Source organism: Hydrocarboniphaga effusa AP103 (assembly GCF_000271305.1).
Classification (GTDB): Bacteria; Pseudomonadota; Gammaproteobacteria; order Nevskiales; family Nevskiaceae; genus Hydrocarboniphaga; species Hydrocarboniphaga effusa.
Window position 1 is genome coordinate 133346 of sequence record NZ_AKGD01000001.1, and the last position, 22776, is coordinate 156121.

General features: G+C 60.9%; 35 protein-coding genes and 1 tRNA gene. 29 read left to right on the forward strand and 7 right to left on the reverse strand.

What is annotated here, in order from left to right; genetic code table 11:
• Window positions 1-177: 177 nt before the first annotated feature.
• Window positions 178-253, reverse strand: a tRNA-Ala gene (locus tag WQQ_RS00565).
• A 300-nt stretch (window positions 254-553) separates the two neighbouring features.
• On the opposite strand from WQQ_RS00565, the gene WQQ_RS00570 reads away from it, so the two are divergent.
• Complete coding sequence (locus WQQ_RS00570) at window positions 554-787, forward strand: hypothetical protein (RefSeq protein ID WP_007183261.1); 234 nt, start codon at window positions 554-556, stop codon at window positions 785-787.
• Between the two features lie 182 nt (window positions 788-969).
• On the opposite strand, the gene WQQ_RS00575 is transcribed toward WQQ_RS00570, so the two are convergent.
• The 3 genes from WQQ_RS00575 to WQQ_RS23435 all read right to left on the reverse strand — a co-directional run bounded on the left by WQQ_RS00575 (window position 970) and on the right by WQQ_RS23435 (window position 2900).
• Complete coding sequence (locus tag WQQ_RS00575) at window positions 970-1515, reverse strand: glutathione peroxidase (RefSeq protein WP_007183262.1); 546 nt, start codon at window positions 1513-1515, stop codon at window positions 970-972.
• Window positions 1516-1573: 58 nt separating this feature from the next.
• The gene (gene queA / locus WQQ_RS00580; RefSeq protein WP_007183263.1) at window positions 1574-2614 is read right to left on the reverse strand and encodes a tRNA preQ1(34) S-adenosylmethionine ribosyltransferase-isomerase QueA; all 1041 of its coding nucleotides are present in this window, start codon (window positions 2612-2614) and stop codon (window positions 1574-1576) included.
• A 127-nt stretch (window positions 2615-2741) separates the two neighbouring features.
• On the reverse strand, window positions 2742-2900 hold the full coding sequence (locus WQQ_RS23435) for a DUF3309 family protein (RefSeq protein ID WP_007183264.1): 159 nt from the start codon (window positions 2898-2900) through the stop codon (window positions 2742-2744).
• Between the two features lie 149 nt (window positions 2901-3049).
• Between WQQ_RS23435 and WQQ_RS24080 the strand changes: the two genes are divergently transcribed.
• Both WQQ_RS24080 and WQQ_RS00585 read left to right on the forward strand, forming a co-directional pair.
• Window positions 3050-3442 (forward strand): hypothetical protein, encoded by a 393-nt coding sequence (locus tag WQQ_RS24080; protein WP_157534460.1) that lies wholly within the window; start codon window positions 3050-3052, stop codon window positions 3440-3442.
• A gap of 539 nt (window positions 3443-3981) precedes the next feature.
• Window positions 3982-4359, forward strand: a complete 378-nt coding sequence (locus WQQ_RS00585) for a response regulator (protein WP_007183266.1) — start codon at window positions 3982-3984, stop codon at window positions 4357-4359.
• Between the two features lie 462 nt (window positions 4360-4821).
• On the opposite strand, the gene WQQ_RS25050 is transcribed toward WQQ_RS00585, so the two are convergent.
• Window positions 4822-5388 (reverse strand): Arc family DNA-binding protein, encoded by a 567-nt coding sequence (locus WQQ_RS25050; protein WP_050997541.1) that lies wholly within the window; start codon window positions 5386-5388, stop codon window positions 4822-4824.
• Window positions 5389-5515: 127 nt separating this feature from the next.
• Between WQQ_RS25050 and WQQ_RS23440 the strand changes: the two genes are divergently transcribed.
• From WQQ_RS23440 to WQQ_RS00710, 26 genes are all read left to right on the forward strand, one after another.
• Window positions 5516-5740, forward strand: coding sequence for a helix-turn-helix domain-containing protein (locus tag WQQ_RS23440; RefSeq protein WP_007183267.1), 225 nt, complete (start codon window positions 5516-5518; stop codon window positions 5738-5740).
• Window positions 5737-6228 carry a hypothetical protein gene (locus WQQ_RS00595; RefSeq protein WP_007183268.1) on the forward strand — a complete coding sequence of 164 codons (492 nt, stop codon included), beginning with the start codon at window positions 5737-5739 and terminating at the stop codon, window positions 6226-6228. Before WQQ_RS23440 ends, WQQ_RS00595 begins: the two co-directional genes overlap by 4 nt.
• A gap of 5 nt (window positions 6229-6233) precedes the next feature.
• Window positions 6234-6581, forward strand: coding sequence for a hypothetical protein (locus WQQ_RS00600; RefSeq protein WP_007183269.1), 348 nt, complete (start codon window positions 6234-6236; stop codon window positions 6579-6581).
• Window positions 6574-6855: a DUF3077 domain-containing protein gene (locus tag WQQ_RS00605; RefSeq protein ID WP_040452785.1), complete on the forward strand. Its 282-nt coding sequence runs from the start codon at window positions 6574-6576 to the stop codon at window positions 6853-6855. The genes WQQ_RS00600 and WQQ_RS00605 overlap by 8 nt, the downstream gene beginning before the upstream one ends.
• Window positions 6852-7106 carry a hypothetical protein gene (locus tag WQQ_RS00610; protein WP_007183271.1) on the forward strand — a complete coding sequence of 85 codons (255 nt, stop codon included), beginning with the start codon at window positions 6852-6854 and terminating at the stop codon, window positions 7104-7106. The genes WQQ_RS00605 and WQQ_RS00610 overlap by 4 nt, the downstream gene beginning before the upstream one ends.
• Window positions 7103-7363: a hypothetical protein gene (locus tag WQQ_RS00615; RefSeq protein WP_040452787.1), complete on the forward strand. Its 261-nt coding sequence runs from the start codon at window positions 7103-7105 to the stop codon at window positions 7361-7363. Before WQQ_RS00610 ends, WQQ_RS00615 begins: the two co-directional genes overlap by 4 nt.
• Window positions 7360-7575 carry a hypothetical protein gene (locus WQQ_RS00620; RefSeq protein ID WP_040452789.1) on the forward strand — a complete coding sequence of 72 codons (216 nt, stop codon included), beginning with the start codon at window positions 7360-7362 and terminating at the stop codon, window positions 7573-7575. The genes WQQ_RS00615 and WQQ_RS00620 overlap by 4 nt, the downstream gene beginning before the upstream one ends.
• Before the next feature lie 193 nt (window positions 7576-7768).
• A complete protein-coding gene (locus tag WQQ_RS23445; protein ID WP_007183274.1) occupies window positions 7769-8539 on the forward strand; it encodes a hypothetical protein in 771 nt (256 codons plus the stop codon).
• A 9-nt stretch (window positions 8540-8548) separates the two neighbouring features.
• The gene (locus WQQ_RS00630; RefSeq protein ID WP_157534461.1) at window positions 8549-8821 is read left to right on the forward strand and encodes a hypothetical protein; all 273 of its coding nucleotides are present in this window, start codon (window positions 8549-8551) and stop codon (window positions 8819-8821) included.
• The gene (locus tag WQQ_RS00635; RefSeq protein ID WP_007183275.1) at window positions 8818-9291 is read left to right on the forward strand and encodes an RNA polymerase sigma factor; all 474 of its coding nucleotides are present in this window, start codon (window positions 8818-8820) and stop codon (window positions 9289-9291) included. The genes WQQ_RS00630 and WQQ_RS00635 overlap by 4 nt, the downstream gene beginning before the upstream one ends.
• 528 nt (window positions 9292-9819) lie before the next feature.
• On the forward strand, window positions 9820-9990 hold the full coding sequence (locus WQQ_RS24085) for a hypothetical protein (protein ID WP_007183276.1): 171 nt from the start codon (window positions 9820-9822) through the stop codon (window positions 9988-9990).
• A complete protein-coding gene (locus tag WQQ_RS00640) occupies window positions 9987-10289 on the forward strand; it encodes an HNH endonuclease (protein WP_040452794.1) in 303 nt (100 codons plus the stop codon). Before WQQ_RS24085 ends, WQQ_RS00640 begins: the two co-directional genes overlap by 4 nt.
• 302 nt (window positions 10290-10591) lie before the next feature.
• Entirely contained in the window at window positions 10592-10903 is a 312-nt protein-coding gene (locus tag WQQ_RS00645) for a hypothetical protein (RefSeq protein WP_007183279.1), read from the forward strand.
• A gap of 3 nt (window positions 10904-10906) precedes the next feature.
• Window positions 10907-12622, forward strand: coding sequence for a terminase large subunit (locus WQQ_RS00650; protein ID WP_007183280.1), 1716 nt, complete (start codon window positions 10907-10909; stop codon window positions 12620-12622).
• 9 nt (window positions 12623-12631) lie between these two features.
• Window positions 12632-14524, forward strand: coding sequence for a phage major capsid protein (locus WQQ_RS00655; RefSeq protein WP_007183281.1), 1893 nt, complete (start codon window positions 12632-12634; stop codon window positions 14522-14524).
• Between the two features lie 3 nt (window positions 14525-14527).
• Window positions 14528-14734 (forward strand): hypothetical protein, encoded by a 207-nt coding sequence (locus WQQ_RS00660; protein ID WP_007183282.1) that lies wholly within the window; start codon window positions 14528-14530, stop codon window positions 14732-14734.
• Window positions 14731-16038 carry a phage portal protein gene (locus WQQ_RS00665; RefSeq protein WP_007183283.1) on the forward strand — a complete coding sequence of 436 codons (1308 nt, stop codon included), beginning with the start codon at window positions 14731-14733 and terminating at the stop codon, window positions 16036-16038. Before WQQ_RS00660 ends, WQQ_RS00665 begins: the two co-directional genes overlap by 4 nt.
• Window positions 16035-16334: a head-tail connector protein gene (locus tag WQQ_RS00670; protein ID WP_007183284.1), complete on the forward strand. Its 300-nt coding sequence runs from the start codon at window positions 16035-16037 to the stop codon at window positions 16332-16334. Before WQQ_RS00665 ends, WQQ_RS00670 begins: the two co-directional genes overlap by 4 nt.
• On the forward strand, window positions 16334-16681 hold the full coding sequence (locus WQQ_RS00675) for a phage head closure protein (protein ID WP_007183285.1): 348 nt from the start codon (window positions 16334-16336) through the stop codon (window positions 16679-16681). The genes WQQ_RS00670 and WQQ_RS00675 overlap by 1 nt, the downstream gene beginning before the upstream one ends.
• Complete coding sequence (locus WQQ_RS00680) at window positions 16671-17165, forward strand: HK97-gp10 family putative phage morphogenesis protein (protein WP_007183286.1); 495 nt, start codon at window positions 16671-16673, stop codon at window positions 17163-17165. The genes WQQ_RS00675 and WQQ_RS00680 overlap by 11 nt, the downstream gene beginning before the upstream one ends.
• Window positions 17165-17536 carry a tail completion protein gp17 gene (gene gp17, locus WQQ_RS00685; protein ID WP_040452796.1) on the forward strand — a complete coding sequence of 124 codons (372 nt, stop codon included), beginning with the start codon at window positions 17165-17167 and terminating at the stop codon, window positions 17534-17536. The genes WQQ_RS00680 and gp17 overlap by 1 nt, the downstream gene beginning before the upstream one ends.
• A gap of 61 nt (window positions 17537-17597) precedes the next feature.
• Window positions 17598-18062 carry a phage tail tube protein gene (locus WQQ_RS00690; protein ID WP_007183288.1) on the forward strand — a complete coding sequence of 155 codons (465 nt, stop codon included), beginning with the start codon at window positions 17598-17600 and terminating at the stop codon, window positions 18060-18062.
• Window positions 18059-18421, forward strand: coding sequence for a hypothetical protein (locus WQQ_RS00695; protein WP_007183289.1), 363 nt, complete (start codon window positions 18059-18061; stop codon window positions 18419-18421). Before WQQ_RS00690 ends, WQQ_RS00695 begins: the two co-directional genes overlap by 4 nt.
• 14 nt (window positions 18422-18435) lie before the next feature.
• The gene (locus WQQ_RS00700; RefSeq protein WP_007183290.1) at window positions 18436-18744 is read left to right on the forward strand and encodes a phage tail assembly protein T; all 309 of its coding nucleotides are present in this window, start codon (window positions 18436-18438) and stop codon (window positions 18742-18744) included.
• Between the two features lie 8 nt (window positions 18745-18752).
• Window positions 18753-20744 (forward strand): phage tail tape measure protein, encoded by a 1992-nt coding sequence (locus WQQ_RS00705; protein ID WP_007183291.1) that lies wholly within the window; start codon window positions 18753-18755, stop codon window positions 20742-20744.
• Window positions 20744-21196, forward strand: coding sequence for a hypothetical protein (locus WQQ_RS00710; RefSeq protein WP_157534462.1), 453 nt, complete (start codon window positions 20744-20746; stop codon window positions 21194-21196). The genes WQQ_RS00705 and WQQ_RS00710 overlap by 1 nt, the downstream gene beginning before the upstream one ends.
• An 84-nt stretch (window positions 21197-21280) precedes the next feature.
• Here the strand turns inward: WQQ_RS00710 and WQQ_RS24090 are convergent, their stop codons facing one another.
• Window positions 21281-21460 (reverse strand): hypothetical protein, encoded by a 180-nt coding sequence (locus WQQ_RS24090; RefSeq protein WP_157534463.1) that lies wholly within the window; start codon window positions 21458-21460, stop codon window positions 21281-21283.
• A gap of 43 nt (window positions 21461-21503) precedes the next feature.
• Complete coding sequence (locus WQQ_RS00715; RefSeq protein ID WP_040452800.1) at window positions 21504-22727, reverse strand: tyrosine-type recombinase/integrase; 1224 nt, start codon at window positions 22725-22727, stop codon at window positions 21504-21506.
• Window positions 22728-22776 lie beyond the last annotated feature (49 nt).

Genomic DNA, 22776 nt, shown 5'->3' on the forward strand with positions numbered 1-22776 from the left:
TCGGGTAACTCGAAGTCGGGTAACTCGTTCGGTGATCCCGAAGTTACCCGGAAAGTTACCCGGCGCAAGTGCTGGAAGTCGGCGGACGACGGTGGAAGCAAAAACAGAGAAACCAAAGAAAAACCCCGCGTTTAGCGGGGTTATCTGTGCATCTTTGGACGTCTATGGAACCTGTAATGGTGGAGCGGAGGAGGATCGAACTCCCGACCTTCGCATTGCGAACGCGACGCTCTCCCAGCTGAGCTACCGCCCCACACAAGGGCGCGCAGTATAGCGAGTCATCGGCCAGAAAACAGCCCCTCTCCGAGAGCCTCAGGACGAAGCCCTTGGGCCAAGCGGCGGCTCGCAGGTCGGCCGGCTGATGCGCGGCGGAATGCGTGCGGTCGCGCCAGGGCCGATGCTTCGGCGCCGCAACGATGTGCGCAAAAGCGGCGGGGCCAATCATCGTCCGCGAGAGCTTCACACCATCTGTTCGACCATTTCGCAGCGCCCTCTTCACGCGGAAAAAAAACCCTGCTAAATAGGCGCCGCACTGGTCCACAACTCAGCAGCGATGGCCCGAAAGCCCAAACCCAAGCCGCAGGCGGAGCCCGCCAAGAACTTCGATGAATTCGCCGAAGAAAGCGAAGGACTCGAAGAAGACGTGAACGTCGAGCCTGTCGAAGCCGTCTCCGCAGGCAAGCTGCGCGACTGGCGCGACGTCGAGAAGTTGAAGGAGATGCGCGAGCTGCGCCGCCTCGTCGGCGACGACTTCGATCTCCTCGACGACGTTCGCCCGCGTCGCTGAGGCACTCGTCAGCCCTGCGCCGCCTGGCGCAGGCCTTGTGCATCCGTCGATGAGCCCTGCGAGGCGATCCCGGTGCATCGAACAAAAAGCCGGGCCGCTGTTGCAGCCCGGCTTTTGTTTTATCCGTCAGCGCATCGCATACCGCCGGCGCGCGCGCCGGCCTTGAATCTCAACCCGATGGCTCAGCCCAACAGCTTGGCCAGATCCTGATCGATCTCTTCGGGCGTGGCGACCGATTCGTAGCGATTGACGACCTTGCCCTGCTGATCGACGAGGAACTTGGTGAAGTTCCACTTGACCGCGTCGGTGCCGATCAACTCCGGGAAATTGGCTTTGAGATGCGAGACCAGGCGCTGCGCACCGGGCAAGTTCTCGTCGAAGTGGCCCGGCTGCTCCTTGCGCAGGTAGCGATACAGCGGATGCGCATCCGCGCCGTTGACTTCGATCTTGGCGAACAGCGGAAAGCTCACACCGTAGTTGAGCGAGCAGAACTCTTCGATCTCGGCTTCGGTGCCCGGCTCCTGATGACCGAACTGATCGCACGGAAAGCCGAGAATCTCCAACCCCTTGCCGTTGTACTTTTTGTACAGCGCTTCCAGGCCCGTGTACTGCGGCGTGAAACCGCACTTGCTCGCCACGTTGACGATCAGCAGCAGCCTGCCCTTGTATGCGCTGAGCGACTGCTCCTGTCCCTTGATGGTCTTGGCGCTGTAATCGTAGACACTCATGTGATTCTCCGTCGGCCTTGTCTTGCGAATCGGCTTGTTGAACAGCCAGTCTTCGATTCTAGCCTTGCCGGGTCAGCAGCATGGCGTCGCCGTAGCTGAAAAATCGATAACGCTGCTGCACCGCATGTCGATAGGCGGCCATGATGCGCTCGTAGCCCGCGAAAGCGCTCACGAGCATCAGCAGCGTGCTTTCGGGCAAGTGGAAATTGGTCAGCAAGCGATCGACGACATTGAAGCGGTAGCCCGGAGTGATGAACAGCCGTGTCTCGCCCGCGCCGGACTGCAGCGTTCCACTGAGCGCGGCCGATTCAAGCGCTCGCGTCACCGTAGTCCCGACGGCGACGACGCGACCACCCCGTGCCTTGGTCCGGACGATCGCCTCGCAAAGCTCCGGCGAAATCTCGTAGCGCTCGGCGTGCATGCGATGCTCGGATACATCATCGACGCGCAATGGCTGGAACGTGCCGGCGCCGACGTGCAGCGTCAGCGTAGCCGTCCGCACCCCGCGGGAATTCAAATCCGCCAGCAAGGTGTCGTCGAAATGCAGCCCGGCCGTCGGCGCCGCGACAGCGCCCGGCTTCGCCGCGAACACGGTTTGATAGCGCTCCGCATCGAAACCGCCCGGCGCATGCTCGATATAGGGCGGTAGCGGCAGCCGGCCGACGCGCTCCATCAAGCGCTCGAAGCTGCCCGCCGAATGCAACTGCAGGCGGAACATGTCGTCCTGCCGATCGATCATCACGAGCACCGCAGGCGCTTCGCCATCGGCCAGATCGATCAGGATCTCGCCGCCTGGCTTGGGCGTTTTCGACGCACCGACCTGCGCGAGCGCCTCGCGCTCGCCAAGCAGCCGCTCGATCAAAATCTCGACACGTCCGCCCGTCGGCTTGCGCCCGAACAGGCGAGCCGGAATCACGCGGGTGTCATTGAAAATGAGCAAATCGCCCGGCTCGATCAGCGAAGCGAAATCGCGCATCTGTCGGTCAGCCAGCGTGCCATTGGGTGCAAGCTCGAGCAGGCGACTGGCACTGCGTCGCTCAGCCGGAAACTGGGCGATCAGTTCCGGGGGGAGTTCGTAGTTGAAATCGGAGCGGCGCATAAGAAGGCGCGCAGTTTACACAGCGGAGCCCGCCGGTTTCAGCCTGAAGCCCCGCGCATTCGACGGTACTGAACCATTCGCGCCAACCTCCGCGAACCGACGCGACGGCGACGGGCGGGGCACCCGATCAGACGAAGCCCCCGAACAAAAGCACCGCCACGATGATGACCGCAGCGAGCAGCCCCCCGGACGGTCCATAGCCCCAGCTGCGGCTATGCGGAAATACCGGCAGCACGCCGAGCAGTGCAAGCAACAGGATGATCAGCAGAATGGTTCCGGTCGTCATGGCGGGCCTCTTGCGTTTGAAGCTCCAGCGTGTACCGGAAAGGCTGAACGATTCGCACCTGCTTCGGAAACCGGGCCCGCCGGTTTAATCAAAATGGCAAACAGCCGCGCTAGGCTGTCGCGTTGATACGGATGCCGTGGGCGAGCGAGATGCGCACGAGTTTGAAATTGGCAGGTGGAGCCGCGACCCTGGCGCTGCTGGTTCACTGGGCGTCTCGTCACGAGGTTCCCACTGCCCATGCGGTAGCCAGACCGCTAACGGCTGCCGCCCCAAACGCCGCAGCCCCCGAACCGGCGCAGTCAATCTCGAGCGGCGAAACTCGAAGCACCGCGGTCCTCGTTCCAAAAAACAAGGAACCGCCGGAGGACAGCCCTTGCACAGCAGGCTGTTTCGAGCAGGAAGCCGGATACAACTGGGCAGAACAGATGCGCGTCGACGACCCCGTCGATTGCGACAACGAATCGTCCTCGTTCGTGGAGGGCTGCCTGGCCTATGCCGAGACACAGCAGGCGGAAGTCGATGACAGCTGGGAAGATCGGTAAGCAGGCCGCCTTACCCGCAATGCTGCGATGGGCGTTGCACCGCCTTCGCGTCAAGGCGCTCGACGGCCCTATTTACCTTTCAGTAAGTTTCTATATACTGCACCGCAACATGGCTCGTTGAGCTCCGGCTCCGAGGCATAGCCAGTCTCCTCCAGAAGGGCTACGCGCCCTTCTCGCACTTTGGCCCCCTTTTGGGGGCTTCTTTTTGTCCGCCACTCGGCCCAGGCGCATGCCACCGGCTACCTGCGCCCCGATTCTCCGTCCGGGCCACAGCCGGGGAAAGCGAAAATGTCGGACCGTTGATCGCACGCAATACGGCCGCTGGTCGAATTCCCGCGCTCACTCAGCACTTTTTACCTTGGCGCGTAAATTCGCCAGCGGCATGCTGCCGTATCGCCGAGCTTGGAATCCCCGTCCCTGGCAGGTTGCAACAGGATCCCCGGCCAATACTTGGCTGCGCCACTTGTCCTCGAAGCGAGCGCCGCTTTGCCACCTTGCACCATGGAAGTGCAGGGCCCCGTAGTCTCAGGGAATAGACGATGAAGCCGCTGCAGATCCTGTTGGTCGATGACAATCAGACGTTTCTGGCTCTCGCATTGCGACTGCTGTCATCGTTGGATGACGTCGAAGTGATCGGCTGGGCATACGACGGGTTCAATGGAGTCCGCTTGGCGGAAGAACTCTGCCCCGATCTCGTCATCATGGATCTCGGCATGCCTGGCATGGGAGGGTTGCAAGCCACCCGCCTGATCAAGGCTCAACATCAGCCACCCCTGATCGTCATCGCCAGCTACCACGATGACGTCGAGCGTCGCGAGCATGCGGCCGCCGCAGGCGCCGATGCCTTCGTCAGCAAGGACGAGTTCGAAAAGCAGATCGCGATGTTCATCGAGAAAGCGCAGCGCCCCATACGGTGAACCCCACAAAGGGCAGCGCGGCGAGTTCCCGCGTTGCTCCCGACGCGTCCAGATAGCTTCCGCCATCTGTACGCCCCGAAAGAGCTCAAGCCTAGAGTCGCAGGATCGACGCCCCCATTACGGCGAAGCTGCAGGCACATCATGGCACTCGATAACGCTGTGGCAACAAAAAAGCCCCGGATTTACCGGGGCTTAGCCAACTCATGAAACTCTATGATGCACTTCTACAAACTGATCAGGTGTGCTAGGGAGGGCTTAATACTTTCGAGGTAAATTCACCTAAAAACGGCCAACATACCCCCAAAGATACCCCCACACCTTTGCACGCTCTGCCGAGTGCAAGGCTGCGGGTCAACCGCGACCGGTCGAGCAGTTGACTTTTAATCATCTGCTCTTTGCCTCGCGTGAGGTCGCAGGTTTCAGGCCCGCCGGGGACGCCGCACCAGACCAAATGATTAACAGTCACTCGTTCTTGCGATCAGTACCGGGTGCTGAACTGCTAAGCCCAGACTTGTAGCGCGCGATCCTTGCCTCAATGGCATCCATCATTTTTGACGCAGCAACTTGCAAGTCTGCGGAAACTTTCTGCGCCTCTTCCGAAGATTTCACGACTTGTTTGCGTGACTCGAGATATTGCTCTCGGACCCCCTCAAACCCAACTCTCGCCTTAGAGGACTTGTCAAGAATGTAATCAAGGAGCGGCGCGTAGTGATCTGAAAATTTACGCAGATCCTGGTGCGCGCTTGATACAGCGTTCAGCGCAAGCGTCAACGCATCGATTTGGTTTTCTTTGGCCTCAATCAATCTTTCCAAGTTGGCCAATTCCCTCCGCTGAGCATCAAGTTGGGCATTGAACTGTTCATCAAGTTCGGCAGGCATGCCCCCACCAAGCGACTGCTCTAGCCGCAGGACGATCTCGGCATTCATAGATCGTCCCTGCACTCTCGCCATATCACGCAACTGCGCCCTCATACCTGCAGGCAGGCGAAGCATGAATTTATCTTGTTGATCGCTCGGATAGTCGCTCATATCGGCCCCAGATTAGCTGTGATGATGTCGAGTTGACAGTAGTGTCGACTCGACATATTTTTGAATGGTAGCGACTCGACATCGCTAGTTACACCCACAGGAACTCAGAGGGAGGCGACAGACATCGATGAAACACGGCAACACCCCAGAACGGCCAAAGCTGGCTTACACGCCTGCGGAAGCAGGAGACTTAATCGGCAGTTGCGTCAGCAAGGTGTTCAAGCTGATCCGCGACGGCGAACTGGAATCGTTCAAAAGCGGCAAGTCCCGCCGGATCACGCATCGCGCGATCGAGGACTACTTGACTCGCAAGGAAGCAGAGGCCCGCAAGGCCAGGAAGGTGGCCGCTTGAGCGCCATCGACACGCCCATGCGCAAGCCGGCGCAGCGTGGGCCGGGCACGGGTAAGCGCCGGAGCTTCATTGCGTCTCGCACCGCATCGACTTGGCAGCGTGCAGCTCACCGTTCGCTCGCGGCCATCGCAGCGGGCTTCCTGCCCGTCGCAGCCTACGTGCTGGCCCACGTCGAGATCACCGCCGAGAAGCCCCTTCTCTGGGCCTTGGTAGGGGCTTCGCTGATCTACAGCGCGCCGTCACTCGCCGAGTGGGCGGAAGGCTGGTGCCGTTCGCGGATCAAGGCCTGGGCCTTCGCGGTGCTGCTGGAGGGCGTGATGCTCGCCAGCGCGATCCAGGCTTTGAGCCTTACCGGCTTGATGCTGCTGGTGATCGTCAACGCTGCATTCGCTTGGCGTCAGGCCGGCGAAAACAAAGAACCCCACCGATCGCGTGTGCTTGGCGGCGATGCGAGCGGCGGGGCGTCCGATGTACTTCCAATGGAGTAACACCGATGCCCAACGATAGCATTGCCCTTCCCCTCTGCAAAGCGCCCGAGCACTTCCTCAACTTCAACCCGACCGAGTGGACTGGCGGCGCAAGTTTCAGCCTCACCCAGCGACTGAACGAAAACCGTTGCCAGCTCGACGCTCGCGCCTACTGGGCTGATCGCGGCTCTGTTCACAACCCCACACCGCATGCGTTCGTCGCCTTCGACGCGTCGATTCCCACCTTCGGGCTGAGTTTCCGCATCCCGAACCTGACGCCTCCTCAGGCTCGACAACTCGCCGCGAATCTGCAGATGGCCGCGAACGAAGCGGATGAGTTCGAGCGCCTGGCCGCGGAGGTGCGCAATGGCTAAGTCCGCCGCAACCACCTGCTTTGCCTTCCATCAGGTCAACCCCGAGGAAACCAAGCTATTTACGGTTCGCCCTGGCGTTCCGGCCTCTGATGCCCTGGAAGCAGCGTCGTGCTTTATGGACGTCGCTCTCTCGCTCTGCAAAGGCATCGGCAGCCTTTCGGATGACGACGTTCGCGCGGGCATGGCATGCGATCTCAGGCAAACGGCATTCGCGTCGCTATTCCTGCTTGAGATGGCCAAGGCGGTCGTCGATTCCATCGAGGTGAAGGCATGAGCACCAAGTCGAAACCCGCCGTGCCACCGATGCCGGCCCTTCGCTGGTTTGTGTCCGACGACCTTCCGTCTGAGACGTTACTCAACTGCGCCAAGCTCACCAACTTCCTCTCTGGTGCTTTCGCCAACGTCCCGAGCGGCCTCACCTTCAGCGCAGATGATGCCGACGCAGTGTCCAGGCTCATGTCGACGATCACCGATGCACTCGAGTACGAGAAGGCGCGAGTTCAATCACTGGAGCGCGCAGCATGATCACCAAAGCCCCCACCAAAGCTGCCCCCGAACGCCCCACCAATGTCCTTGTTAACGACTACGCTCCGGACACGCTCACTGCTTGCTCGCACGTACTGTGTTTCCTCGAAGAAGCGGTGACAAACCCCGATATCGCCGACGACATGGCGGCCAACCGGCAGACGATAGGAGATGGGGCCCGCTGGATCTTCATTATGGTTCGCGACGCACTTGAATACGAAGCGGCGCGAGCTGCATTGAAGGGTATTGCGAAATGAAACCTCAGATCGATGTCAGTTGGATGGCCGGCGACACCCTGAAAGACACCGCAGAAAAGTGCGCGTCAGTCGTTCGCTTCATGGGCTCTGCTTTTTGCGAGGCGGAACGAGCGAGCTTCACTGAAGACGAGGCCCATGGCGCCTTCATCATCTTGCAGACCGTGGCGGACGTACTGACCGCAGCAGCGGAGCGGGAGGCAGGCAATGCTTAGTCCTAAAACTCCACAAGCCGACCTCGAAGCAGCTCGCCAACGCTTCGCAGACGCGCTCGAAGCGGCCGAGGTGCAGCCGGAATATCGGCTTGGTATCACGGCCGCTGCAGAGGCGCTTGCAAAGGCAAAGGCGAACTCGGTGCTCGCAACGTTCATCGGCAACCGTGACGCTCAGAACGAGGATCAGCACTGAGTGGCGAAGTTGCGAGCCAAGCTGAAAGGACGAAGGGAGGGCGGCAGCTTTGCCGCCTTTCCTCACGCCTGCGCAGAGCACACGAACTATCTGGGCCTCAGTGGCAGCGCGGTCAAGCTGCTTCACGACATGCACCACCGCTACAACGGTAAGAACAACGGCGACCTCAGCGTTGCTATGACGATCATGCAGCCACGCGGCTGGAAATCACCCATGACGCTCGCAGCTGCACGTGACGAGCTCGAGGATCGCGGCTGGATCGTGCGTACGACATGGGCAACCCGAAAAAGCCCGGTTCTCTACGCACTCACCTTTCTTGCCATTGATGACTGCAACGGCAAGCTTGATGTCAAAGCATCGCAGGTGGCGCTCGGATACTGGAAGCTTGGAAAGAACCCAGAGCCCGACAAGTTCCCCAAAAAAGTCGAGTTGCTTGGGCTCAACGAAAGGAAGAGCAAGAAAAAATCCGTGATACAGAAACTGGAGCACGGTGATACAGAAACTGTATCTGACAGCTACAGAAACTGTATCTGTGATCAGCCTTCAGCTACAGAAACTGTATCTGTTTCGCCGTTTTTGCCAAATCCTCAGATACAGAATCTGTATACCTCTATAGATATACCAGGTGCGCCTGCGAACGCAGATGCTTCTGCTGTGGCTGTTGACGTTGCTTCTGCTGCTGAAAGCAGTGCCTCACCGCGGGCGGCGAATCCGAAACCCTTGCGGAACCCTTCCCCAACCCATGACCGCGTGAAACCGAAAGCTGCATAGGAGCCGATGATGAGTGACGAAAGACCCCTGCCTGACCTGCTGGAAAGCGAGAAGGTCGCGATTCACATATTTTCCTTGGGCATGGCTATCAAGCTACTTATGGAGCGAGTTATCCCTGACGCCGCCGAACGAAGCGAGCTCGCCGATGATCTCCTTGAGAGGTCAGAGGCTGCCTTGCGCACAATCCTCGACCCAGTCACCGACGACACTTGGAGCAAACGCGAACAACAGGTCGCACTACTGACCGGAAGTATCCGCTCACTCTTCGGAGTGAAGGCGTGAAGGCAGCACCCAACGACACCCCATACGACATGCGGACCCGCACCGTGGCCTACGGTGAGTTGATGCTGGAGAACTGGGCTGAGCATCGCGAGATCGATTTTGAGCGGATCGGCGCGCGGCCTGATCGCACATTGGAGCGCGCGAAGGAAATGCGCGACGGGCTGGCGAGGAGCACGGCCACACACGATGCATTCGGCGATCCACTGCTGGATGCGATGGAGAAGATCGCCGAGCGTGCGAAGACGACGCTCACAGTGGAGCGCTGGGTCAGTGAACTGCCGGGTGAGCACCGGCGCGCGGTGAAGCTGTTCTACGTCGAAAGGCGGAAGATCCAGCAGATCGCATCGATGCTCGGGGTCGACCGCAACCACGCGGGCAACATCATCGACGACAGCAAGTGGATGATCGGGAGCCGCGCGCTGAACCTCCAAGGGGTCAACGACCCATCGCATCTGGGACGCACCGGATAGACGCACTCTCTTGCGATTTTGCATGCAAGCACCCCATAATCCGCCTCGGACGAACTGTGCCTGAAAGAAAAACCCAGCCCTAACCGGCTGGGTTTTTTCGTTTGCGGCGCAGGGTTTTCGCTTGGCGTTTTCCTAGCGAAATGCCAGGTCACGGTGAAGTACCGTGGGTCTGCAAACTGACCGCATAGCCAAACGCCATTTGAAATGGCAAATGGCTGATTTCATGGCAAAGCCGAAAATTGGGTTTTGCGGATTCGCCTCTGCCTCCGTGCATAGAGTCGGCAATGTTTCCGCATCTGATGCGGACAAGCCTCACCTAAAGCCTTTCACCAAACCCGCCATTGAGCGGGCTTTTTGTTGGCAGGTTCGAATCCTGCCCCCGCTACCAATTTTTGGTGAGCGCCCAGCCGCAGGTGGCGAGTAACAGCGGCAGCGATTGGATACGGCTCTCCTACGGTTTTTCCTTCCGTGTCTGAAATCGCCGTCTTGCCCACGAGACGGGCCTTCTTCAACTACCAAGGAACCGATATGGATGATGACGTGAAGCAGTTGCTCAAGCAGATCGCTGAGCAGACGAAGCGGCAGAACGAATTGCTCGAGAACATTGCGGATGACGTGCGCTTCTTCCGTGAAGAGCGTGAGCGTGCCATCGCCGCGATGACTCGGCCGCCTCAGTTCGGCATGCTGACCCGAGGATGAAACTCCGAACCCTGCCGTCGCGCCTTCAGCCTGCGACCACAAGCCGCTTGAAGACGGTGACGACGGCAGACGTTCGGATCAGCGGCAGAAGGCTGCAGGAGCGCCGCAAGCGTATCTGGCAGCGTGACCCGAACTGCGCGAGGTGTGGTCGGCTGACGATCCACCCGCACGGCTACGAGCTCGACCACCGCGTTCCGCTACACCAAGGCGGTGAGGACACCGACGAGAACTGCCAAGTGCTGTGCAACGGCACCGAAGGCTGCCACCTCGCCAAGACGCGAGAGGACGCCAAGGCTTAAATCCGGGTTCGGATACCCACAGGAGCGCCACAAGGGTTTAGGAGTTTGAATCCCCTCCTCTCTGCCACATTCGGCAATGCCTGTCGGTCCAGTCCATCATCGGACCGGTAGACAGAAGAGACTTTAAATCTCCTCTAACGGGCCCAGCGGACGCAGCGGACGCAGCGGACTCAAAATCCGCCGAGGTTCGGATTCCTCTCTCTCCGCCACCGGGGGAGGTAAAAAAGTTCTGAGGACGATGCCTTGGAAATCGCACTTCCTCTCACGCAGAGATTTTTTGACCTTTTCAAACGAGATTCAAAATGGCCGACCAGAAGAAGGGCCGCGGCGGCGCGCGTCCTGGCGCTGGTCGCAAGCCGAAGCCCAAAGCCGAGCCGGTTCTCGGTGAAGTTGCCGCCGACACGCCGCTGGCGTTCCTTGAGAGCGTGATGCGCGACACGAAAGCCGACGATGCACTGCGGGTGAAGGCCGCAATTGCAGCGGCTCAATACCGCCATCCCAAGGTTTCGGATATGGGCAAGAAGGAAGCGAAACAGCGCGCTTCGAAGGAAGTAGCCGCCACGCGATTCCAAGCCAGCACACCGCCGCGCCTGGTGCGCGACAACACGAAGTAATCGATGGATTGGACAACCGCTTGCCCTGATTGGGCGGATAGACTGCGCGCGGGTGAATCGATCATCCCGCCTCCGATCTTTCCCGACGAGGCAGAGAAGGCGCTGGAGATATTCAAGCAACTGCGAATCGTCGATGCGCCGGGTAGCCCCACGTTCGGCGAGGCCTGCGCACCTTGGGTGTTCGAGTTGGTCGCGAGCATCTTCGGCAGCTACGACGCGGAGAGCGGTCGACGGCTGATCACCGAGTGGTTCATCTGCCTGCCGAAGAAGAACAGCAAGTCGACGATCGCCGCCGGCATCATGATGACGGCCCTGATCTTGAACTGGCGGCAGTCGGGGGAGTTCGCGATCCTCGCGCCGACGATCGAAGTCGCCGGCAACAGCTTCACGCCCGCGCGAGACATGGTGCAGCGGGATGACGACCTTGACGCGCTGATGCACGTACAAGGGCACACCAAGACGATCACGCATCGCGAGAGCAACGCGACGCTCAAAGTCGTAGCTGCCGACTCGAACACGGTCGGCGGCAAGAAGTCGGTGGGCACGCTGGTCGACGAGCTTTGGCTCTTCGGCAAGCAGGCCAATGCGGAGAACATGCTGCGCGAGGCGGTCGGCGGCTTGGCATCGCGGCCAGAAGGCTTCGTGATCTACCTGACCACGCAGAGCGACGACGCACCCGCCGGCGTGTTCAAGCAGAAGCTGCAGTACGCGCGCGGCGTGCGCGACGGGACGATTCACGATCCACGGTTCGTGCCGATCATCTTCGAGCACCCGACGGAGATGGTGGAGCGCAAGGAGCACCTGCTCGCCGAGAACCTGGCGCTGGTGAACCCGAACCTCGGGTACTCCGTCGATCGCGAGTTCCTGATGCGCGAGTACCGGAAGGCGCGCGAATCCGGCGACGAATCGTTCATCGGCTTCATGGCGAAGCACGGCAACGTCGAGATCGGCTTGGCGCTCAAGTCCGACGGCTGGCCGGGCGCTGAGTTCTGGGGGCAGCAGGCGCGGCAAATGCTCACGCTCGAATCGCTGCTGGAGCGCTGCGAGGTGGTCGACGTGGGCGTTGATGGCGGCGGCCTTGATGACCTTCTCGGGCTCGCTGTTGTGGGCCGCGATCGCGAGACACGCGAATGGCTGGCCTGGTGCCATGCCTGGGCGCATCCGAGCGTTCTGGAGCGTCGCAAGGCAGAGGCACCGCGCTTTCGCGATTTCGAGAAGGCCGGCGACCTGACGCTGGTCAAGCAACTCGGCGAGGACATCGAGGATCTTGCAGAGATCGTCGCCGGCATCCACGCACGCGAACTGCTCGACAAGATCGGCATGGACCCGGCCGGCATCGGCGCGATCATCGATGCGCTGGTTGCAGCCGCAGTTCCGCAAGACAAGATCGTTGGTGTCTCGCAGGGCTGGCGGCTCGGCGGCGCGATCAAGACCACCGAGCGAGCATTGGCTGAGGGCCGATTGCTCCATTGCGGACAAGCGTTGATGGCCTGGTGTGCAGGCAACGCGAAGATCGAACAGCGCGCGAACTCGACAGTGGTCACGAAGCAAGCGAGCGGCACCGCCAAGATCGATCCGCTGATGGCGCTGTTCAACGCGGTGTCGCTGATCGCGCTGAACCCGCCGGCGCAGAAGCGGAAGTTCCAGATGTTTTTCGCTGGCGGGCGACCGGCCGGCACGAACCAAAGAGACCCCGCTTCGGCGGGGTTTCGTCGTTAAGGGGTATCGATGCAAAGAGCCTACAGTCTGCTCACGATCAAGAGCGTGGACGAAGAGTCGCGCGAGATCACGGGCATCGCATCAACGCCGACGCCTGATCGCAGCGGCGATGTCGTCGAACCGAAGGGCGCCGAGTTCAAGCTGCCGATCGCGCTGTTCTGGGAGCACAAGTTTCCAGTCGGACAGGTCTTCGCCGCCAAGGTGACCGCGGCCGGCATCGAAGTGAAGGCCCGCATTGCGAAAGTCGACGAGGCCGGCACGCTGAAGGATCGGCTCGACGAGGCCTGGCAGTCGATCAAGGCCGGCCTCGTGCGCGGATTCTCCGTGGGCTTCAAGCCGAAAGAAGCCGCACGCATCGAAGGCACCTTCGGCACCCGCTATCTGAAATGGCTCTGGCTCGAACTGTCGTGCGTTGCGATTCCCGACAACGCCGAGGCCTCCATTCAAACCATCAAGTCGATCGCGACTCAGCAGCGTGCTCCGCCCGCGACCGTCGTCGTTCGTCTCACTGCCGCATCCCCGGCGCCCGTTGTGACCATCAAGACGCCCCAGGAGGGCAACGTGAACATTCAACAGAAAATTCAGCAGTTCGAAGACGAGCGCGTCACCAAAGGCGTGCGCATGACCGCGATCATGGAGGCAGCCGGCGACAAGTCGCTGGATGCCGAGCAGACCAAGGAGTACGACGCCCTCACCGGCGAAGTGAAAGCGATCGATGATCACCTCGAGCGTCTGCGCGAACTCGAGAAGATCAACATCAGCAAGGCCGTTCCGATCACCGGCATCAAGGGGCCGAACACCACTCAGGTCAAGCCCGTCATCGAGAAGGGCATCGAGTTCGCTCGCTACGTCATGTGCCTGGCTTCCGCGAAAGGCAACCTGATGCAGGCTCACGAGATCGCGAAGTCCCGCTTCGCCGATTCGCCGCAGCTGCATACCGTGCTCAAGGCGGCCGTCGCTGCTGGCACCACGACCGATGCGACCTGGGCGAAGCCGCTGGTCGAGTACAACGACTTCGCCGGCGACTTCGTGGAGTTCCTGCGACCGCAGACAATCATCGGCCGCTTCGGTCAGGGTGGCATTCCGGCACTTCGCCTCGTGCCTTTCAACATCCATATCCGGGGCCAGACCTCGGGTGGTGCCGGCTACTGGGTCGGTGAAGGCAAGCCCAAGCCCCTGACCAAGTTCGACTTCAACGATACCTACCTGGGCTGGGCGAAGGTCGCGAACATCTGCGTGCTGACCGAAGACCTCGTCCGCTTCTCGAATCCGAACGCCGAACAACTGGTGCGCAGCGCGCTCGCCGAGGCGCTGATCTCGCGCATCGATACCGACTTCATCGATCCGGCCAAGGCTGCGGCGGCAAATGTCTCGCCGGCATCGATCACCTATGGTGTGGCGCCGATCGAGTCATCGGGCAACGATGCCGACGCCGTGCGCGCCGATATCCGAGCGGCTTTCGCGGCCTTCATCGCCGCCAAGATCACGCCCACCGCCGGCGTCTGGATCATGTCGCCGACCCGCGCGCTGGCCCTCTCCATGATGCACAACGCCCTCGGCCAGCCTGAGTTCGCCAGCGTCACGATGACGGGCGGCACGTTGCAGGGCTTGCCGATCATCACGTCCGAGTACGTGCCGGACGACATGGTGATCCTCGCCAATGCATCCGACATCTGGCTGGCGGACGATGGCCAGGTCGTGATCGACGCGAGCCGCGAAGCCTCGCTGCAGATGGACAGCAGCCCGGTCGCTGGCGCAGCCGAGCTCGTCAGCATGTTCCAGACGAACCAGGTGGCGATCCGCGCCGAGCGCTGGATCAACTGGTCGAAGCGTCGCGCGGCCGCTGTCGTGGTGCTAGACAACGTGGCCTGGGGTGAGCCGGCCGAACCCGAGACGCCCTAAGCCATGAAGGTCGATCTCATCGCCCGCAAACCGCATCGCTACGCTGACCGACCCATCGCGGTCGGTCAGCGTTACAGCGCATCGGAGAAAGATGCTCGGCTGTTCAAAGCCGTGAATCTCGCCGATGACGCGCCTGCGATTACGCCACTGGAAGTCGTGGTCGACGACGAACCCGAGCCGGCCAAGCCCAAGAAGGCCCGCAAAGCATGAAGCTCAGCCAGCGCATTGCCCCCACCGTCACCGTGACGAAAGCCGGCACGCTCGCGCCTGTCGGCGGTCGCAACGTGCTGCCGTGGATTCGCGAACCCTACGCCGGTGCGTGGCAGCGCAACGAGGAGGTCAGCGTCGAAACGGCGCTGGCCCACTCTGCGGTGTATTCGTGCATGACGCTGATCGCCAGCGACATCGGCAAGCTTCGTCCGATGCTGATGCAGATCGACGCCGATGGCATCTGGACCGAGACCACGAGCGCGGCGTATTCGCCGGTGCTGCGCAAGCCCAACCACTTTCAGAACCGCATCCAGTTCATCGAGTGGTGGATCATGTCGAAGCTGGTCTATGGGAACGCCTACGTTCTGAAACAGCGCGACAGCCGGCGCGTGGTGGTCGCCGAGTACCTGCTCGACCCGATGCGCGTCACGCCGCTGATTTCCAGCGACGGATCGATCTACTACCAGCTCGGCCAGGACGTGCTCAACGGCGTGCGCGATACGGCGCTGATCGTGCCGGCCAGCGAGATCATTCACGACCGCATGAACTGCCTGTTTCACCCGCTCGTGGGCGTTTCTCCGCTGTTCGCTGCGGGCCTTGCCGCAGGCCAAGGCTTGCAGATGCAGCGTGACGCGAATCGCTTCTTCGCCAACGGGGCCAACCCCGGCGGCGTGCTGATCGCGCCCGGTGCCATCAGCGATCAGACAGCGAACGAGATCCGCGACAACTGGTCCGTGAACTACGGCGGCGAGAACGCCGGCAAGATCGCAGTTCTCGGTGATGGCTTGAAGTTCGAGCCGATGCGCATGACTGCCGTTGATGCACAGGTCATCGAGCAACTGAAGTGGACTGCCGAGAACGTGTGCTCAACCTTCCATGTGCCGGCCTACAAGATCGGCGCCGCGCCACCACCGAGTTACAACAACATCGAAGCGCTGGCGCAGGAGTACTACTCCACCTGCCTGCAAACCCTGATCGAACATTGGGAAGCGTGTCAGGACGAAGGGTTGGGTCTGCCAGTGAACTACGGCACTGAGCTGGAGCTCGACAGCCTGCTACGCATGGATACCTCGACGCTGATCACTGCCGAAGCTGCCGCAGTCGGCGCCGGCATCAAGTCCCCGAACGAGGCGCGCAAGCGGCTCAACCTAAAGCCGGTGAAGGGTGGCGAATCGCCCTACTTGCAGCAGCAGAACTACGCACTGGCGGCGCTGGCCGAGCGCGATGGCGACAAGCCGTTTGCCAAAGCACTGAACACAAATTTGCGGCCAGCGAACGAACCGAAGCCCGGAGAAAACGAATGATGCTCGTGACCGTCGCCCAGGCGAAGGCGCGCTTGAAACTCGACATCGCCGAGAACGATCCGAACGTCACGCTGATGATCGAAGGCGCATCAGCCGCGGTGCTCAACTATCTCAAGAAGCCGGAAGGTTACGCGCAGAATGCCATTCCACCCGAGGTGAAGAACGCGACGCTCGTCCTCGTGGGCATGATGGCTCGTGACCCCGACGGCACGGAGTCGAAGGACTGGCCGCAGGGCTATCTACCTTGGGCCGTGACCGCGTTGCTGTACCCGCTGCGCAAGCCGACGGTGGCCTGATGCTCTCCGCAGGCAGACTCAATCAGCGCATCGCGATCGAAGCGCAGATCGTGAGCCGTGGCCCGAGCAACGAGAAAGTCGTGACGTGGACGCCCGTGATTCCCGAACTCTGGGCCGAGGTGAAACCGATGTCCGTCACGGGCCTGCTCGCCGCGCAGGCGTTGCAAAGCCAGGCGACATACGTGATCACGATCCGGTACCGCACCGACATCGATCGCAAGATGCGCGTGCGCCGATTACGCGACGACATGATCTTCGCGATCGAAGCCGAGCCACTGCCCGATGATCGCAGCGGGCTTGAGTGGGTGACGCTGCACTGCTCGCAGGGGCTCAACGATGGCGAGTAGCACGATCAAGGTTCAGGGGCTCGACCAGCTGTTGAAGAACCTCGAGCAGCTGCCGCGTGAGCTGGTGAGCAAGAACGGCGGATTGGTGCGCACCGCGTTGTTCAAGGCGACGAAGCGAATTCGAGAGCAAGCACGCCAGCGCGCACCTCACGACACCGGTGTCCTCGCGAAGAACATCATCGCCGTGCGGGACAAGAACCCACGAGCCAACGGCGCAAGCGAGCGTTACATCATCACCGTGCGCAAGAAGCGTTGGTCGAAGCAGGCGAAGGAACGCGCCACGCGCAGAGCCAACGGCAAGATCGACTATCGCCGCAGCAACGATGCGTATTACTGGCGCTGGGTGGAGTTCGGCACCGCCACTCAACAGGCACAGCCGTTCCTTCGTCCTGCGTTTGAATCCGAGAAGGAAGCGGCGGTGCTCGACTTTAAAGATTCGCTGGCATCCGGCATCAAGCGCGTGGTTGCAAAGATGAGGAAGTGATGAGGCCCAACCTTTACCCGATGGTCCAGGGTGATGCAGGTGTGCAAGCGATCCTTGGCGATGACCCGATGCGCTTCTTCCCGTTCGGTGAAGCCGACGAGGGCAGCAACGCCAACCAGGTCTACGCGACTTGGCAGCTGATCTCAGGCCTGCCTCAGAACCAGCTCAAAGGCTCGGCCACGCTGGATTGGTTTCGCGTGCAGATCGATGTCTGGGCTGCGAAGGCAGACGAGGCAGACACGGCAGCCAGCGCCCTGCGAACCGCGCTCGAACCGAAGGGCTACATCGTCAGCATCAACGCCGATGGACGTGATGCTGCAACGCGCGCCTATCGCATCAGTTTTGATTTCGAGTTCTGGCAGAAGCGCTGACCGGCGCCACTGCTTTCCCAACGCCCGCAAAATTGCGGGCATTTTTTTGAGGTGATTACATATGTCTCAGCTGACTCAAGGGACCGAACTGTTCTATCAGTCGGCTCCCGACACGATGACTCTTGTCGAAGAAATCACGGGCGTTACCGGCACCGGTGGCGCGCGAAGCCAGATCGACGTCACCAATCTTTCGAGCAAGGAGATGGAGTACAAGCCGGGCTTGGCGCAGCCTGGCGCGGTAAGCGTCCCGATGAACTTCGATCACTCGCTCCCGAGCCATCAGGCCCTATACGCGCTGTGGGAAAGCGGCGCTCGTGTGAAGTGGGTGGTCGGCCTGTCCGATGGCGTTGCTCCGCCGACGTCGGCAGCAGGTGTCATCACCTTCCCCACCTCTCGCACCTACATCGAGTTCACTGGCTTCATTGCCGACTTCCCGATTGACGCTGCACTCAACTCCAAGTTCGAAAGTGCCATGACGGTCCAACGTAGCGGGCGCAGAACCCCGCACTGGAAGGCTGCATCATGAGCCTGCGCGACGAGTTGTCCGACCTCATCGGTGCTGAAGTACAGGCGCATCAGATCACGCTCAACGGCAAGACCAAGCCTCTGCACTTCCGCCAAATCACTGATGCAGAGGGTCGAACGATCTTCCGCGTGGTTGAAAGCGAATCCGATGCAGATCGCGGTAATCGCATCATGCGCTCACTCGTGCTCGCGTCTTCCTGCGATGCCAGTGGCGAGCGGAACGCCACTGTTGAAGAGGTGGAGGGCTTGGGATCGGCAACCTTGCAGGCGCTGTTTGCAGCCGCCGCCGCGACCAACAACATCCCGCTGACTCAAAGTACCGAGAGCGCCTCGGATGAGGGTGCAAGCCCAAAAGTCTAACGCCCGCGGAGGTTTTGGCTTACGAGGATCGGGTTCGCCGCGCGCTTTCCCTACGTTGGGGATGCTCGCTGCGATACCTGTCCCGAGTAAAGCTGTCCTACGCGGAGTTCCTTTATTGGGCTCGGCATTTCGCAGAAGAGCCCTTCGACGATCGCCGCTGCTTCGATCGGCCCGCGGCTGAAATCCGTCACCTCTACGTCAACAGCAGGCGCAAAGAAGGCACGCCCATGATCCCGCTTGAGCAGTTCATGCCGTATCGAGATCGGGAACCGGAAACGGCCGCCATCGTCAACATCGATCACCAAGTGCTGGCCCTACTGTAGGAGCAACGATGAACCTTGGATCAATCGGCAGTGTGTTTATCGATGTAGCAGCGAACACAGCCAAATTTGAAACAGACATCGGACGTGCGTCTCGCGAGTCTGAGAAGCGCGCTCGCGAAATACAGAAGGGCTTTCAGGACGCGGCGAAGAACATCGCCGCAAGCCTGGCGGCGCTCGACATCGGCCGGCGCCTGGGCGAAGGCTTGCGTGCTGCGATCGAGCGAGCCGACGAGCTCGACGAGATGGCGCAGAAAGTCGGCGCATCCGTGCGCGGACTGTCCGGCTTGAAGTTCGCCGCCGATCTCGAAGGCGTCGATGGCCTGACCGAAGCGCTCGCCAAGCTCAGCAAGGCGATGGTGGAGAGCGAGAAGGCCGGCAGCGAACAAGGCCGCGCATTCGCCGCACTCGGCATCAACGTGCGCGATGCGTCCGGCCAGCTGAAGACCAGCGATGTCGTACTACGCGAGATGGCAGAGGCCTTCGCACAAAGCGAGGATGGGGCAACCAAGAGCGCGGTGGCGATGGCCCTGCTCGGTCGCAGTGGCGCGGACATGATCCCCTTCCTCAACAACGGCGCGGAAGGACTCGATCGACTGACCCGCAAAGCCGAAGAGCTTGGCCTGGTTATCGACGACGAGATCGCCGCAGCCGCCGGTGAGTTCAACGACAACCTATTCATCCTCCAAGCTTCAGCAAGCGGCTTAGCGTCGCGGGTCGCTGCTGACCTGCTGCCATCGCTGCGCGATCTCACCGCACAATTCACCGAAACCTCCGCGACAGGCGACGTCGCGGCAGGCTTGGCCGATTCGCTGCGCGTTGGATTCCAGGGCGTCGCGCTCGTGGTCGCCAACGTCTCCTACGTGTTCGAGCAGATCGGCCGGGAGATTGGAGGCATCGCAGCCCAAGCTGTCGCCCTCGCGCATCTAGACTTCAGTGGTGCAGCGGCGATCCATGATGCGATGGTCGCTGACGCGGCCGACGCTCGAAGGCGCATCGACGAACTCAATACTGCGCTACTCAATCTCGGCAAGACCGATGAGCAGGTACGCACGCGAGCCGCCAAGGCGGAAGCAGGCGACGGCAAATCCCAGATCAAGTTCGGGCCGGAAGCGACCTTTGATGGCAGGTTCGACCTCAAGTCGATCGAGGCTGACGCGCTGCGCCCTCTGCGGGAGCAAATCACGGCCGAGCACGACCTCCTTGAGCAACGTCTGCAGCAGGAGCAGGACTATCACAAAGCCTCCTACGACGCGGAGATCGCTGCCGAACAGCGCCGGAAAGGAGTCGCCGACAGCATGGCGAACTACCAGCGGCAGCAGATCGACGCGATGGTTACGCAGGCTGATGCGATCGCAGGCGTGCTCAGCATGGCAGCCGATGCTGCCTCGGCCTTCGGGGCTAAGGGATTCGCGGTTTTCAAAGCTCTGAAGATTGCCGAGGCAATGATCTCGATTCCATCCAGCGCGATCAAAGCCTACGAATCGGCGCTGGCGGTGCCGGTGATAGGCCCGGCATTGGCGCCCGCGGCGGCGGCGGCGGCGGTTGCCGTCCAGCTCGCACAGGTCCAGCAAATCAGATCCATGCAGTTCAGCGGCCGACGCTACGGCGGTATTGTCTCTGCCGGTGGGATGTACGAGGTAGCTGAGCCAGGTAATCCGGAACTACTGCGCTACGGCAACAAGACTCTGCTGATGATGGGCTCGCAATCCGGCGTAGTAGAGCCGGCGAGCGCCATTGCTCCGCTTTCGTCAGGAGGCGGTGGGGTAAAAATCACCTTCAACGATAACGTCGGCGTGGCGGTCAACGCTCGCCAACTCAGCGACGGCCAGATCATCGCCGAGATCAGCCATCGCGTGGATCAAGGCATGCAGACTGCGGCGTCACGGGCCGTCGGAATTACCGCAGCACAACTCGCATCCCGCTCAGGCGATGTGTACGCCGGCCTACAGGCTGGCTCTGTGGTGCAGCGCCGAAATCGTAATTCGAAGGTGTACGGCTGATGCCACTACCTCAATACCCCAGTTCACTGCCGGAACCGCTGAGAGGCAGCTACAGCGGCACTCCTGGCCCAAGGCATGAGCGCACCGCTTTTGGTGGGCCTGTCGAGCACGTCGAAGAAGTTTTCTCAGGCTCGTGCATCGTGGTTCCACATCACGTGATCGTGACGAGCACTCAGGCTTTCGAGTTTCGAGCGTGGATCGCGAAGTACAAGCCGAACGTCAACTGGGTATTGATGCCCGCGAACATCGGCTACGGCGTGCAGCTCTACGAGTCAAGAATCCTGCGGCTCGATATGCCTCACAACCTCACTGGCATGGATTACTGGGCTATCCCCTTCGACCTGGAGATTCGCGCAAAAGCAGACGGCTCCTATTGGGATATCTCAGCTGACGAAGCAGACGTGGTGCTAGGCGGGTTTCTTTACATCGACGATCACATCATCGTCGGGTAAAGCGCCGAAGAAGCACATTTATTTAGCTCCCCGAAACGGGCTCGAATCGACACCCTGCACCCAAAGGAGGCGCGCTTCCGCGCTTCATTTACGCGTGTTGCGCTCGCGCTCCTGCTCTTCTTCCAAACTCAGGGCAATGAGCCTGCGAACGAAACGCGCAGCCACTTCAGGATCGGGTTTTCCAGTCGAGGGCAGCATCCTGATCGGTCGACTTGGCTTTCTCGTTCTCGTCGCAGCTTTTGCCCTGGGATCCTTGTTCGGCATCAGTCGCACTCCTTGCGCCCTTGAAGGTGCCGACACTACCAAATTACGCCGCACGCAACTCAATCACGTTGCCGCCACCGTCACGTAATCGATCGAGATGATCGGCCCAGGCCTGCATCATCTTTCGGCGCTGTTCGAGATATGCGGCCTTGTTGTACGTGTCGCGGATCTCGTCATCGCTGCCATGTGCCAGTTGCTTTTCGATCCAGTCGGAGTTGTAGCCGCGCTCATTGAGGGCCGTGCTCACGATATGGCGGAAGCCGTGGCCAGTCTGCTTGCCCTTGTACCCCATGCGCCCGATAGCGACATTGATCGTGTTCTCGCTGATCACCTGCTTGGGCTTGTAGGGGCTCGCGAAAACAAGCGGCCGGTCGCCATTGGCGTCGAACCGCTCGCGCAGCAGCGTGATTGCTTGGGTCGGCAGCGGCACGATATGCGGGCGCCGCATCTTCATGCGCTCAGCCGGAATGCTCCACACGCCGGCGTCGAGGTCGATTTCGTCCCAGCTGGCGCCGCGAAGCTCACCAGGCCGTACCGCAGTGAGTAGCAGCATGGAGATCGCGTCGACCGCATCCGGTGACGCTGCGGCGTACCCGTCCATCGCTTTGAGGAATGCCGGGAGTTCGTCGAGCTGCAGATGGGCGTGCTGTGATCGCGCCCGCTTCTTCAGGGCCACCGCAGACAGGGCCAGCGCCGGGTTGTCTTCGATGACCCCTTCGGCGTGTGCGTAGGCGAAGATCGCGCCGAGCCATCCCCTCGCCTTTTTCGCGACGTCGAGCGCATCGCGCTTCTCGATCTTGCGGAGCGCGGTGACGAGCTCGGGACGCTTGATGTCGGGGATGGGCCGATCGCCAAGCTGTGGGATCAGATCGAGATCGAGGTAGGTCCTGACCTTACTCGCGGTCGACACAGACCACTCGGCGCTCTTCAACGCGTACCAGGCCTGCGAGACGGCCCGAAAGGTGTTCTCACGGCGCAAGGCACTTTCCCGCTTCTCAGTCTTGCGATGCTCGCCGGGATCGACGCCATTCGATAGCAGAGCTCGAGCTTCATCGCGGCGGGCCCTCGCCTCCTTGAGGCTGACCTGGGGGTACGAACCCAGTGCCAGAAGCTTCTCCGTACCCCCAAATCGGTACTTGAGTCGCCAGCGCTTGCCCTTAGTGGCGTCCATTGTGGACGTCACGAGCAGATACATGCCCTTCTCGTCTGCCAATTTGTAGGGCGTGTCTCTCGGTTTTGCCTGTCGAATCAAGGTGTCAGTGAGCATGAGGGGGTACTTTTCCGTTTGGGGGTACTTTCTGCCACTTCGAAGAGAT